Here is a 12043-nt window from a genome sequence, read left to right on the forward strand (position 1 = left end):
TACACCTATAAAGATTATGGGGTGGAGTCGGTGCAGGTGGGCGGTGAGGGTTCCTTTGCGGGGATCATGATTAACCCGAAAGCCTACCGTATCGGGGAAAATTACGCCCTGAACGGCATGACAGGCGAATTTCTCTCAATGGGGGAAGTCAACGTGCGGCTGGAGTCTGGCGTCAAACGCATTAACGCCCCCGTGGTCTTTGATGCGGAGGGCAAATTGTCCGCCAAAGACAGCATCGTGGCCGGAGACCGGGTTATCGGCTTTGTGTCCCGTCATCTGGAGTCAGAAGAAAATCCCCATCTGTGTGTGATCCGTCTGACTGAAATCCCTTACCCAACCGCAGCAAAAGGAGAATGAATATGGCTGTCAGTCAAGAGAAGTTTTATCTGTCAGGAAGAGAGATCCGCGCACGTGGCCCGTTGGATGTGACGGTTGACCAGAAGTGGACTTATGGCGAAATGGCGCAAATCGGCTTTGGTGGCCTGCATACGATGGACTCGGCATTAACCGGCCCCGCAGCGGCAGGCGGCTTTATCCAGCGTCATATGTTGCAGCATGTCTTGCCCGGTCTGATCCGTACCGCGACCCGTATCCGTATCCTGGATGAAATCACGGGCGTGATGACCGCCGGTGAATGGCATCACGAAGAGATTATGCTCAATGTGGCCACACCCGTGGCGAAAGCGGAATTGTATGGTGACCACACCAATATCCCGCTGGCCAGCTATGAGAATGATATCGAACGCCGGGGCATTGTGCGTTATGAGCAGGGCTTTCAGGTCGGTAAGCTGGAAGAAGCACGGCAGAGCGCGGCCGGGTATGAATCGGCTGCCGAAAAGCGCAATGCCGCTACAGAATCATTGGAAATGTCCCGTGAGCGCACCGGCTATTTTGGTTTTAACAGTGCCGATACGCGTGCGTTTGGTCTGCTGAATGATCCGAACCTGCCCGCCTATGAAACGGCGAAGAAAAAATGGTCGAATGCCACCTTTGCTGACGTGACCGGCGATATTACCGCGATGTTCTCCCGTATCGAACTCTCCTCCGGTGGGCGTATTAAGGATGACACCCCCATTACGCAGGTGCTGCCATTAGGTTATCGCTCGGTACTGAACATCGCCAATCCGGTGGCACGGGGTGAAACGGTTTGGCAATGGGTGAAAGAGAACTACCCGAACCTGCGTTTTGTCTTCTCACCAGAATTCCGTGAGGCGAATGGTGGCGCGAATATCACCTATATGTTCGCCGACAGCGTGGACGACGGATCAACGGCGACCGATGCCACCATCCTGCAGGTTGTCCCGGTGAAGTATCAATTGCTGGGGTCTGACAACGGCATCAAGGGTTACCTGGAAGATGCGACCAACGCCACCGCCGGCGTTTTTGTTACCCGTCCGTGGGCGATCACCCGTCTGACCGGCATTTGAATTGCTGCCCTCGAAAGGGGGCGATAAGGAGTCTTTCATGTCCCAATCCCTGTATGTCTATTGCACCCTGTCCAACGACCAGAACTATGCGGTTCGTGACGGCGCGGTGTTTATCTGTGGGCAGGCCAATATCATGACCAAGGCCATGCACACCCCCCGCGGGCGGGTGACCGAAGTCAGCGCCGAACAGTACGCGCAATTGAAAGAAAACGCTGTTTTCAAGCTGCATAAAGAAAACGGTTTTATCACCGTCGAGCATCGCAAGGCCGATCCGGAAAAAGTGGCCACCGATATGGAAGCCAGCGACCAGTCCGCGCCGGATACGCCGGAATCACTGGAAGCGGAAGGTAAGGATGTGCCTAATACGGGAAAAGGTAAGGGCAAATAATGACCCCGGATACCTTTCCCCTGAAATCGTTTCGGGTGTTGTATCCGCAGTTTGATGCCGTACCTGATGATGAGATTTTTATCATTTCTCAATCCGCCCTCAATTACTTTTCCTCGTGCAGGGGCGTGTGCACTGACGAGCTATGGATGCTGGTGGCGGCGCATATGCTGCAATTGCGCCAGCTAATGGCACAGGGTGAATCCCCGACGGGCGTGGTGACAGCGGCGACTATCGGTAGTGTTAACGTCTCCTTTACTGCCCCGCCGGTGGGATCGAATACCTCCCATTGGTTCAACCTGACCCCCTTTGGCCAGCAATATCTGGCATTGCTCAATCGTTGCGGCCGTGCGCCGTTCTATGTGGGCGGAGGCGGTGAACGGTCAGCCTTTCGCGGTGTGGGTGGGCGCTTTCCGAATAAAGGGAGGATCTTACGATGAGCCAGAAACTGGCGCACTTGAAGCAGGTGTATGACGAGCTGGGCAAGAAGCAAATCAAGGTCGGTTTCTTTGCCCAATCCAAATACCCCGATGGCACCCCGATGGCTTACGTTGCGGCGATCCAGGAATTAGGCTATCCCGCAGGCGGCATTCCGCCCCGTCCCTTTATGCGTCCGGCCATGAGTGAAAATCAGTCCAAGTACAGCGGGCTGATGGTTCGCGCCGCTAAAGCCGCCATTAAGGGCAATATCTCGGTGTTGGATGGCTTGACGCAGGTCGGCAGTGTGGCCGCCGGTGATATCAAACTGGCGATTAGCGCAGTGACGGCCCCACCGTTAAAAGACAGCACGATAACAGCGAGGGCAGGCCGTCATAGCAAGGGCAAAGCAACGAACAAGCCGCTGGTGGACACTGGGCAGATGTTACAGGCAGTGGCGTTCGCCGTGGAGGATAAATAATGTTTGGTAATCTGCATCGCATTGCGTCGCGCTATATCCCGCAGCAGACTGCACTCTGGTATCGGTTTAACGAACGCACCCTGAATGATCTGGGGCATTGGATCGATAGCTATCACGAACCTGTGACCATCAGTGGAAGCTGGCAGGCGGTGGATACGCAGGACGCGCAGGAGATGGGACTGGATACGGCGAAAGTGTATCGCCGTCTGTATACCTCTCACGATATCCGCAATATTCAGCGTGGGACGTCGCCGGATTATCTGGTCTTTGCTGGCCGTCGATATGACGTGATGGGGGATGCAGACTGGTACGTCCAGGATGGCTGGAAGTCGGTGATCTGCATCGAGGCCGGTGGCCATGACGGATAATGAAGTCTATGTTGTCATTCGCCAACAACTGCTGAAACAGTTATCAGAGGCCAATATCACTATTCCGGTGGTGGCCGGGTTTCAGTCAACCAAACAGGGACGGGAAGCCAGCTTCGTGATGTTCTTTCCCATCGAGGAAGCCGCGCACGGCTGGCAGGGGCGCAATTACCATGTTGTCGGGCGTGATGCGAATCATCGTGAAACCCAGCTCGTGGAAAAAACGCTACAGGTGCAGGGCGTGGGAGCACACGATACATTCACGGCCAACGATATCACCGCCACCGTGCGGATGATTATCAACTCGTTACCCTTTGTGGAAGCACTACGCAAACAGGGGATCGGTGTTCAACGTGCCGGCAATCTGCGTACCCCGTTTTTTATTAACGACCAGGGCAACTATGAAATGTCACCCTCGTTTGACGTCAAAATCACACACCCGCGTGTCATCACGCCCAACACAGCCGCCGTTAACGCGCTGTATCCCGATATTTACCGAATCTAACACAAGGTTTCGTTATGCCAATCAAACAAACTCGATATGTCGACATCGCGAGTGCAGTGATCGGTGCGTCTGCCGTACCGATGCGCAAGCTCACGGGTCGCCTGTTTTCGACTAATCCCAAAATTCCCGCCGGTAAGGTACTGGAATTCGCCAGCGGGCAGGTGGATGAACTGCTGGGCGCAGACTCGCCGGAAGCTAAATTCGCCCGCCAGTATTTCAGCTATGTCAGCCCCGCTCCTGTGAGCAAGCCAAAAGCGCTACAGATAGCCACCTATGAACCGATAGGCCGTGCGCCAGCGGTTTATGGCACCAAAGCCGCGTCACTGGATGAACTGAAAGCGCTGGTGGATGGTTCGATGACGGTCACCATCGGCGGGGTAATGAAAGTGTTCAGCGACATTGATTTGTCCAAAGTCACCTCTTATGCCGATGTGGGTTCAGCGGTACAGGCCAAACTGAATGCCGAGAAAACGCCCCAGTTTGTCAATGCGTATATCACCTTTAATGCGATGGACAGCGCCTTTGTGCTCAGTGGCGGGGTGCAGGAAAAATCTGATATCAATGTGGCGTATTCGGTGCTGGCTGATGCGATGGGACTCTCTTCCGGCACCCGTTCCGCCGGGAATGCAGCACAATCGCCTCTGGAGGCGTTTATTGCCGCTGAAAAAGTGTCGGATTCTTTCGGCAGTGCGACGTTTTTGACCGATATTCCCTTGCAACAAGCCATCGCGCTGGCGCAGTACGTGGCCGGGGAAAATGTGAAGTATCAACTGCATCTGAATGTGACCGCTGATAACGCCGAAGACTACAGCGCAGCACTGATGGGCACCGCCTCAACGGGCTTGAACCTCAAAACCGGTGATGACCATTTTGTGCAGGCGTTGCCAATGGCGATTATGGCCGCGACCGATTACGACCGGACGAATGCCACAATCAACTACATGTACCGTCAGTTCGGTGTGACTTTCCCGTCACAAATCAGCACGGATATGGACGCGGATACGCTGGATAAGCTGCGGGTGAACTACTACGGCGAAACGGCAGTGGCGGGATCGCAAATCCGCTTCTATCAGCGCGGCTTCCTGTGTGGTGGTGTGTCTAATCCATCGGATATGAGCGTCCATGCGAATGAGCAGTGGCTGAAGTCCTATATCACCCAACAATGGTTTTCGTTACTGATGGCGACGCGCGGTGTCCCTGCCAATAAAGACGGGGAAGCGCGGGCGATGGCGGTGATTGCGGGGGCGGTGACCCAGGCACTCAATAACGGCACGATTTTACCGGGCAAAACCTTAACCGAAGTGCAAAAAATCGCCATTGCGGATGCGTCCGGTGATGATCTGGCGTGGCATGACGTGCAGGACAAAGGCTACTGGTATAACGCCCACATCGTGGAAAACACTGGCAAGTCAGATTTGCCCGAACATGTCATGAAATACGTGCTGATTTATGGCAAGGGTGACTGGGTTCGTAAGATCGAAGGCTCCCACAATTTAGTCTAAGGAACACGCAATGAATGATGTATCCGCAACAGGCCTGAGTCTGGTGATCCAGGCCACTAAAACCTTTCCGTCCGGCATTCAAATCACCCAATTTGCCGATGATGCCGATCCGCTGGACTTGCCTGCGGTCGATATTGCCCAAACGGGGATGGATATCAACGGCAATCTGGTGGTCTGGTCAACGCCGACACCGCAAACAGTCACGATCAATGTGCTGGCAGGCAGTGAGGAAGACGAAAATCTGTCTATTCTGCTGGAGGCTAACACTGCCAAGCGGGGGCGTCGCCATGCAGGCGACATTATTACCCTTGTCGCCTCTTATGGTGATGGTTCTACTACCACTGCGCGCAACGGCAAGATCACCAACGGCAGCCGGGGTAACTCGGCCGCCAGTGCCGGACGCCTGAAATCCAAACAGTACACCTTTGTCTTTCAGGACTTCGACCGCACACGGGCGCGTTAAGCTATTTTTTGAATCGTGGCGGGTTTTCCCGCCTTTTTTATTGAGGTTGCCATGTTAATCAAACCGAAAGAGATCACCATCACGGATGCTGACCGTGAAGAACATACGTACATTATCAGCCGCCTGCCTGCCACGGTAGGGCGGGAAATCCTGGCCAAATATCCGCTCTCCAATGCGCCGAAGATTGGCGACTATGCCATCAGCCATGAAGCCATGCTTAAGATGATGCGCTATGTGGCGGTAGACATTGACGGGCAGGAAATCTTGCTGAAAACCCAGACGCTGATTGATAACCATGTGCCGGACGGGGAGGCACTTATCCGTCTGGAACTCGAAATGCTGCGGTACAACACCAGTTTTTTCGGGGCAGACGGGAACCGCGGTTTCCTCCAATTCCTGCTGGACAAAATCAGCGGTTCACTCCCGTCGATTATCAAAACGCTGATGGGTTCTTTGCCGTCATCCTCAGTGAAAAACTTGCCACCCAAACCGAACTCAAAACATCCCTAGATTTGGAAGAGGCGTTCGACCTATGGGAAATCGCCATCACTAACCGTTATAACGAGCGGCTTGCAGCTTCAAAGGAGCGATAAATGTCCCTGATGGATACCTTTGTCCAGATATTTGAATTTGATACCCGTCAGGTCGACGATGCCTTTGATCGCTTTCGCCGCTCAACCGATGACATCATCGCCGATATGAGACGGACGCAACAAGCCGCAGAAGAGGGGGCGGGGAGCTTTGGGAACTTCGTACAGGAGCTGGCGGCGACATTACAGGACGTGTCAGGCGGCGAGTCCTTTGACATTGACGTCAACATCCATGACACCCACGAAAAACTGTCTTCGGTTCGCGCCCAAATCAGCGAGCTGGAGAGCACTATCGCTGCCCTCGATACTCAGCGTGAACAGGCCAGTCAGGGTATGCAGGACAGCGGCGACACGGTCACGCAACTGAATGCACAATATGAACAGTTGCAGGGGGAATTAGCCGCCCTGAATGGCGAGCTGGATAATCTCACGGAGGCCGAGAAAAAGAATGCCAAGGCGAAAGAATCGGTTGAGGCGATTGTGGAATCACTGCATGCCGACTATGCGCAATTTATTGAGACCATGCGCACTAAGGGCATTCAGGCCGCGATAGATGAGGCGAAAGCCCAAAGCCATTTACAGCGCATGCTGACTGACACGAAGGGCAAATATAAAGATGCGGGTGAGTCCGTCGCGGGGTTTGCGACCAAGGCATTAGGCGCAGCCGGTATTGTGATGAGCCTGGGCAGTATTTTCTCTGATGCCATGTCGCGCGCTCAGGAAATTGAGCAGCTTGATAAACTGGGTAAAAAAATCGGCATTGCCACGGCCGATGTAGACGCGTTCGGCGGCGCGATGACGGAACTGGGCGGCACGCGTGAAGCGGCCGCGACTGACCTTGAGGCGATGGCAAAAACCTTTGGTAACACTACTCAGTCAATGGAGAAAATTCTGGCCACGGCGGATAGAGTCAAGGGGATGAAATTTGACAAGGCCAAGGCGACGCTGGCAGGTATGGGTGTCTCGGATGAGAAAACCGTTGAACTGATGATGAAAGGCCGCAAGGAGCTGGAGCGGGTGATGGGCATTCAGAAAGAATATTCCGGTATCACCAAGGAATCCATCGAAAAATCCATCCAGTTCAATGCGGCCATGAACAAATTTAACCAATCTTCGGGGCTGCTGAAAAACAGCTTCTTGGAAATGGTGATCCCTGTTCTGGCCAAGGCAATGGAGTGGCTGTCCACCTTTATTGACTTCTGCAAGGACAACAAGACACTGATTACCGGCTTCTTTATCGCGGTCGGGATTGCGGTGGCGGTGTTTTACGTTCCCCCTATGCTGGCCGCCGCTGCCGCGACACTCGCGGCCACATGGCCCATCTTAGCCATAATCGCCATCATTGCGTTGCTGGCAGCCGCTTTTGCCATTGTCTATGACGACATCATGAACTTTATCGAAGGCAATGATTCGATGATTGGGCGCATCATGGATAAGTACCCGATGGTGAAGAAAGTGATCATGATGTTGTGGGAAGCGTGGAAAATTCTGTTTGATTATCTCAAGGTTATCGTGAAATTTGTGGCGGATTTAGTGGTGGGTGCCTTCAATGACATGAACCAGAAAATCAATGCGTTCATTAATTGGCTGTTGGCTTCAGTTGCCACCTTGTTGGGTTGGGGCAGTCAGTTCAGCGGGGTCTTTGATACCGTCTCGGATGCGGTAGTGGGGGCCTTTAAATGGATGTGGGAACAGGTGAAAAAAGTCATTGGTTGGATAAGCCAGGGAATTGATGCCGTTTCCAAGGGGATCAGCTCGGTCAAGGGTTGGTTTGGCTTTGGGGATGACAAAAAGGTGGAGGTCGTGCAGCGCTCGGTCAATGAAGACGGACAGATAGAAGCAAAACCGCCTAAGCCGGCTAAAAGCGAAGACGGGAAGCAAGCCGTTCGTGCCGATATGGAAAAACTTAACCGACAACTGGCAGCAGCAGCCCAAAACCCGCTTAATCCGATGACCAGTCAGGCGATCAGTAACCAGTCACACCAGACTAATGAGGTGAATATGCAAATTGGTGAACTTAACGTCAATACGCAGGCGACGGATGCGCAGGGCGTGGCAAAAGACGTCAAGGGGGAACTGACTAACCAGATGCAGGACTTGGGTCAGCAAACCGCCACGGGGGTAGCTAAATGATCACCGAGGTGAAAATTTTCAATGTGAATACCTTTGCCACCCTGTTTGAAAGCGCCAGTCCGATACAGGTCAGTGTCCGGGATGAGCATAAGGTGACGAAGTTTCAGGTCGAGAATGGGGAAACCCGCAGTGATCACATTGTGGTTGAGGCGGTGGAGATAGGCATGGAATTGTTACTTACCGGCGAGCTGAAGAACAGCTTTGCCGCCATGCAACAGGCCTATGATACCCATCAGTTAGTGGGTATCCAGACCCGGGTGAAAACCTACCAGCCGATGATACTGGCCAACTTCTACCACGATGAAGTATCGGAGATGGCCGATGCGATCAAATTATCCCTGCGGTTTTCGGAATGGCGCACGATTGAGCCGGAATACGGGGAACTGCCGCCCCGGAAAGTGGCCAAGAAAACCCAGTCCGGCACGGTTAATCGGGGCAACGTCCAGACCCGAACCGTATCGGGGAAGAAAAAATCCGTTGCCACCAAAATAATGGACGGCGATCCCCTGTTCGGAGATAAATAATGCGCGAAATTCCCTTACGGGCCATCCCCAATCAACGGCTGGCCGTGACCCTTGACAGCGTGAATTGGGTTATCACCCTGAAAGCCGCCCGCCATACGATGGTGTGTGATATCCAGCGTGATGAGGTGACGGTCATTCAGGGCAGTCGCTTAGTGGCCAATGCCCGCCTGATCCCTTACGCCTATCTCAGTCCGGCGGGGAACTTTGCCCTGCTGACCGAGGATCACGTCCTGCCCTGGTGGGAACAGTTCGAATCGACCCAAACCCTGATTTACTGGAGTGATGATGATAGACCTGCGACGTATCCGGCTGGGGATTGAAGTCAGCGGGCGGCTGAACTGGTACGAGGGCATGCGTATCTCGGCCTCCGGCACCAAGTACGCCAATTCCTTGCAAAATGAATGTTCCGTGAATATTGATGGCCTCAGCACGGATACCCGTGATTTTCTCCTGACCCAAACCAGCCCCTACACCAAAAGCAAACAGCCACGTCGCCTGATATTGGAAGCCGGGCGGATGAGCAGTGGCCTGTTTCGGGTGTTTGTCGGTGATATTGTCAGCGCAGAAATTGCCTCCCCGCCCGAGGTGACCTTAACCCTGAAAGCCAAGACGGGAAACAGCAACAGCGGTGAGATAGTGTCCTCCTCCGGTGGGGCGATGAAGAAATTGTCAGAGATTGCACAGGGCATTGCAAACGACTGCAAGGTCAAACTGGATTTTCAGGCCACGGATAAAAACATTGCCAACTGGTACTACTGCGGCGCAGCACTGTCTCAGGTCACGCGATTGCAGGAGTCCGGCGGGGTAAAAGCCTTTATTGACGATGAGGTGATGTATGTCAAAGACAGCCACAAATCGCTCAAAAACCGCCTGCGTATCCTGACCATGAAGTCCGGCATGGTGGGCATTCCCAAAGCGACCGAGAAGGGGCTGGATGTCAGTTTCCTGATTGATGGCGAATCGGTGCTGGGCGGGATGTTGCGCCTTGACAGTAAATTAAATAAGTCCCTCAACGGCGATTACCTTATTGAACAACTCAAGTTTGATATCGCCTCCCACGACGATGCTTTTTTCTATACCGCAACCTGTAAACGAGCCTAAATCATGAATCAACCGAATAGCGATATTGCGAGCGAAGGCAGCCTTGCGGGGCAGTTTATGGCGGCCTTTCGCAACCTGATGTTAAACGTCGAAGACATGTTACCCGCCACTGTAGTGAGTTATGACGACCAGACCAACCGGGCGGTTATTAAGCCTTTGGTGATGATGGCCACGACCGAAGGACAGACAATCTCCCGCGCGCCAGTGCATAACATTCCGGTCTTTCGTTTTGGCGGAGGCGGCTTCTTTCTGCGTGTGCCGCTGAAGCCCGGTGACTTTGGCTGGCTGAAAGCGAACGACCGCGATATCAGCCTGATTTTTCAACGCGGCGGACAGGAAGATCAGCCCAACACCGCCCGGCTGCATTCGTTCAGCGATGCGATGTTTTTCCCTGACACGATTAAGAGTTGGGCAATTGATGGTAAGAATTTAGATGCATTGGTTATCCAGTCAATGGATGGCTCTGTTTGCCTGTCACTGCATGGTGATAAAGCCGTACTGGACACGCCCCGGTTTGAGGTTAATGCGCCGGAGACGTTATTTACAGGCAATGTCACCATTAACGGCAATCACGCCGTCAACGGTAACAGCGATTCCAGCGGCGGCACGATACGCCATAACGGGCGCAACATTGGCGATAACCATCAACACAGCGGTGTTCAGACCGGCGATGGCAACACGGGGGCACCCTTATGATCACTTTCGCGGTAGACAAAAACAACGACCTGATGCTGGGGGATGACGGCAACCTGGCAATAGTCCGTGATGCTGAGGCGGTCAAAAACTTGTGCATTCATTATGCCCGTGCCTTGCGGGGAGAGATGCTGCATCAGGTGGACAAAGGTATCCCTTACTGGAAAACCACGTTCGGTCGCCATGCTGACATTCCGATGTTTGAAGCGGCGTTCCGTGAGCGGATGCGTGAGGTGGATGGCGTGGAAGAAGTGGTCTCGTTTCAGGCAGACATCGCGGATAACACATTACGTTACATTGCGGTGATCCGCTCAACTTACGGGAGCTTTACCCTCAATGGCTGATTATCGATACATTACCCGGCAGGGCGTGATTGTGCCGGATACGGCAGACCTGCGTGAGTCCGTGGAAGGTGACTTTTTCGCCGCGTTCGGACAAGACATCGATCTGTCACCGGAAACCCCCCAGGGCGTACTGGTGACGATGGAAACCGAAAACCGTGACGCGATGGTGCGTAACAACGCAGAACTGGCTAATCAAATTAATCCCGATATTGCCGGTGGGGTGTTTCTGGATGCAATTTGGGCGCTGATGGGCGGCCATCGATTTGCGGCCACCCATTCCTATCTGGCCAATGTCGAATTTGGTGGCGTGCCCGAGACCATTATCCCCACAGGAGCGCAGGCCGAATCGGTCACCGGCGCGCTGTTTGAAACCACTCGTACCCTGATTATCGACAAAAACGGCAAAACCACGGGGGATATGCGGGCGGTCACGCTGGGGACGGTGGAATGCAAAGCCGGACACCTAGAACGGGTCGCCAGTTCTGTCCTGGGCTGGGAAACCGTCAACAATCCCACCCATGCCGTGGTGGGGCGTGAAGCTGAATCTGATATCAGCGCCCGGCGAAGGCGCAAACAGACATTGGCGAAGAATACGGTCAGTGTAGGGGAGGCGATCACGTCTTCCCTGTACGAACTGGAGGGCGTGAACTCATTGTCTTACCGTGAAAATTATTCCCCCCAGATTTTGAAGGTTGACGGCATGAAGTTACTGCCCCATAGCGTCTATGTCTGCGTGGAAGGGGGTGACCGTGAGGACATTGCCCGTGCACTGCTGCGAACCAAAACGGTGGGTGCCGCCTATAACGGACAGGAAGTGGTCACGGTAATAGAGCGGGTGAGTGGACAGGAGTACGAGATCCGCTTTGACCGTCCCACCGAGAAAATCACGTTCTGCCGGGTCACGGTGAAAAAGTCCACGATGGACGCTCAAAGCATTATTCCCGCCGCCATTGAGCAGTGGGTGCGGGGCGAACGGGAAGGTGATAACGGACTGGTGGTCGGGCGTGAAGTCTCACCGTTTGAAATATCCGCCGCCATTAACAGCATCGAGCCCCGGTTGTTTATCACCAAAGTCGAGCTGTCTTTGGATGGGCTGTCGTGGGAAATGGGTAC

Annotated in this window: 17 protein-coding genes; all 17 read left to right on the top strand. The window is 53.8% G+C overall.

Annotated features, from left to right (window positions below):
- A partial coding sequence (locus tag PSI22_RS19905) for a structural cement protein Gp24 (RefSeq protein ID WP_273581249.1) occupies positions 1-357 on the top strand: 357 nt, incomplete at its 5' end.
- Between the two features lie 2 nt (positions 358-359).
- On the top strand, positions 360-1427 hold the full coding sequence (locus PSI22_RS19910) for a major capsid family protein (protein ID WP_273581250.1): 1068 nt from the start codon (positions 360-362) through the stop codon (positions 1425-1427).
- 37 nt (positions 1428-1464) lie between these two features.
- A complete protein-coding gene (locus PSI22_RS19915) occupies positions 1465-1815 on the top strand; it encodes a hypothetical protein (protein WP_273581251.1) in 351 nt (116 codons plus the stop codon).
- A complete protein-coding gene (locus PSI22_RS19920; RefSeq protein ID WP_273581252.1) occupies positions 1815-2252 on the top strand; it encodes a DUF4054 domain-containing protein in 438 nt (145 codons plus the stop codon). The genes PSI22_RS19915 and PSI22_RS19920 overlap by 1 nt, the downstream gene beginning before the upstream one ends.
- On the top strand, positions 2249-2710 hold the full coding sequence (locus PSI22_RS19925; protein ID WP_273581253.1) for a hypothetical protein: 462 nt from the start codon (positions 2249-2251) through the stop codon (positions 2708-2710). Before PSI22_RS19920 ends, PSI22_RS19925 begins: the two co-directional genes overlap by 4 nt.
- Positions 2710-3078 (top strand): phage collar protein, encoded by a 369-nt coding sequence (locus PSI22_RS19930; protein WP_273581254.1) that lies wholly within the window; start codon positions 2710-2712, stop codon positions 3076-3078. The genes PSI22_RS19925 and PSI22_RS19930 overlap by 1 nt, the downstream gene beginning before the upstream one ends.
- Positions 3068-3580 carry a phage gateway protein gene (locus PSI22_RS19935; protein WP_273581255.1) on the top strand — a complete coding sequence of 171 codons (513 nt, stop codon included), beginning with the start codon at positions 3068-3070 and terminating at the stop codon, positions 3578-3580. Before PSI22_RS19930 ends, PSI22_RS19935 begins: the two co-directional genes overlap by 11 nt.
- A 14-nt stretch (positions 3581-3594) precedes the next feature.
- Positions 3595-5082 (top strand): DUF3383 domain-containing protein, encoded by a 1488-nt coding sequence (locus tag PSI22_RS19940; protein WP_273581256.1) that lies wholly within the window; start codon positions 3595-3597, stop codon positions 5080-5082.
- 10 nt (positions 5083-5092) lie between these two features.
- Entirely contained in the window at positions 5093-5545 is a 453-nt protein-coding gene (locus tag PSI22_RS19945; protein ID WP_238099454.1) for a phage tail fiber protein, read from the top strand.
- Positions 5546-5596: 51 nt separating this feature from the next.
- The gene (locus PSI22_RS19950) at positions 5597-6055 is read left to right on the top strand and encodes a hypothetical protein (RefSeq protein ID WP_273581257.1); all 459 of its coding nucleotides are present in this window, start codon (positions 5597-5599) and stop codon (positions 6053-6055) included.
- An 83-nt stretch (positions 6056-6138) separates the two neighbouring features.
- A complete protein-coding gene (locus tag PSI22_RS19955; protein ID WP_273581258.1) occupies positions 6139-8268 on the top strand; it encodes a hypothetical protein in 2130 nt (709 codons plus the stop codon).
- Complete coding sequence (locus PSI22_RS19960) at positions 8265-8792, top strand: phage baseplate protein (protein ID WP_273581259.1); 528 nt, start codon at positions 8265-8267, stop codon at positions 8790-8792. The genes PSI22_RS19955 and PSI22_RS19960 overlap by 4 nt, the downstream gene beginning before the upstream one ends.
- Positions 8792-9112 (top strand): phage baseplate plug family protein, encoded by a 321-nt coding sequence (locus PSI22_RS19965; RefSeq protein WP_273581260.1) that lies wholly within the window; start codon positions 8792-8794, stop codon positions 9110-9112. Before PSI22_RS19960 ends, PSI22_RS19965 begins: the two co-directional genes overlap by 1 nt.
- A complete protein-coding gene (locus PSI22_RS19970) occupies positions 9078-9893 on the top strand; it encodes a baseplate hub protein (RefSeq protein WP_273581261.1) in 816 nt (271 codons plus the stop codon). The genes PSI22_RS19965 and PSI22_RS19970 overlap by 35 nt, the downstream gene beginning before the upstream one ends.
- 3 nt (positions 9894-9896) lie before the next feature.
- Positions 9897-10589 (top strand): Gp138 family membrane-puncturing spike protein, encoded by a 693-nt coding sequence (locus PSI22_RS19975; RefSeq protein ID WP_273581262.1) that lies wholly within the window; start codon positions 9897-9899, stop codon positions 10587-10589.
- Positions 10586-10930, top strand: a complete 345-nt coding sequence (locus PSI22_RS19980) for a contractile injection system sheath initiator (protein WP_238099460.1) — start codon at positions 10586-10588, stop codon at positions 10928-10930. Before PSI22_RS19975 ends, PSI22_RS19980 begins: the two co-directional genes overlap by 4 nt.
- A partial coding sequence (locus PSI22_RS19985) for a baseplate J/gp47 family protein (RefSeq protein ID WP_273581263.1) occupies positions 10923-12043 on the top strand: 1121 nt, incomplete at its 3' end. The genes PSI22_RS19980 and PSI22_RS19985, both read left to right, overlap by 8 nt.

The sequence above is a fragment of the Xenorhabdus aichiensis genome, from assembly GCF_028598775.1.
In the GTDB taxonomy this organism is placed as follows: domain Bacteria; phylum Pseudomonadota; class Gammaproteobacteria; order Enterobacterales; family Enterobacteriaceae; genus Xenorhabdus; species Xenorhabdus bovienii.

Coding starts and splice junctions, on each gene's coding strand:
- PSI22_RS19910 (WP_273581250.1), top strand. CDS start 360: ATGGCTGTCAGTCAAGAGAAGTTTTATCTGTCAGGAAGAGAGATCCGC.
- PSI22_RS19915 (WP_273581251.1), top strand. CDS start 1,465: ATGTCCCAATCCCTGTATGTCTATTGCACCCTGTCCAACGACCAGAAC.
- PSI22_RS19920 (WP_273581252.1), top strand. CDS start 1,815: ATGACCCCGGATACCTTTCCCCTGAAATCGTTTCGGGTGTTGTATCCG.
- PSI22_RS19925 (WP_273581253.1), top strand. CDS start 2,249: ATGAGCCAGAAACTGGCGCACTTGAAGCAGGTGTATGACGAGCTGGGC.
- PSI22_RS19930 (WP_273581254.1), top strand. CDS start 2,710: ATGTTTGGTAATCTGCATCGCATTGCGTCGCGCTATATCCCGCAGCAG.
- PSI22_RS19935 (WP_273581255.1), top strand. CDS start 3,068: ATGACGGATAATGAAGTCTATGTTGTCATTCGCCAACAACTGCTGAAA.
- PSI22_RS19940 (WP_273581256.1), top strand. CDS start 3,595: ATGCCAATCAAACAAACTCGATATGTCGACATCGCGAGTGCAGTGATC.
- PSI22_RS19945 (WP_238099454.1), top strand. CDS start 5,093: ATGAATGATGTATCCGCAACAGGCCTGAGTCTGGTGATCCAGGCCACT.
- PSI22_RS19950 (WP_273581257.1), top strand. CDS start 5,597: ATGTTAATCAAACCGAAAGAGATCACCATCACGGATGCTGACCGTGAA.
- PSI22_RS19955 (WP_273581258.1), top strand. CDS start 6,139: ATGTCCCTGATGGATACCTTTGTCCAGATATTTGAATTTGATACCCGT.
- PSI22_RS19960 (WP_273581259.1), top strand. CDS start 8,265: ATGATCACCGAGGTGAAAATTTTCAATGTGAATACCTTTGCCACCCTG.
- PSI22_RS19965 (WP_273581260.1), top strand. CDS start 8,792: ATGCGCGAAATTCCCTTACGGGCCATCCCCAATCAACGGCTGGCCGTG.
- PSI22_RS19970 (WP_273581261.1), top strand. CDS start 9,078: ATGATAGACCTGCGACGTATCCGGCTGGGGATTGAAGTCAGCGGGCGG.
- PSI22_RS19975 (WP_273581262.1), top strand. CDS start 9,897: ATGAATCAACCGAATAGCGATATTGCGAGCGAAGGCAGCCTTGCGGGG.
- PSI22_RS19980 (WP_238099460.1), top strand. CDS start 10,586: ATGATCACTTTCGCGGTAGACAAAAACAACGACCTGATGCTGGGGGAT.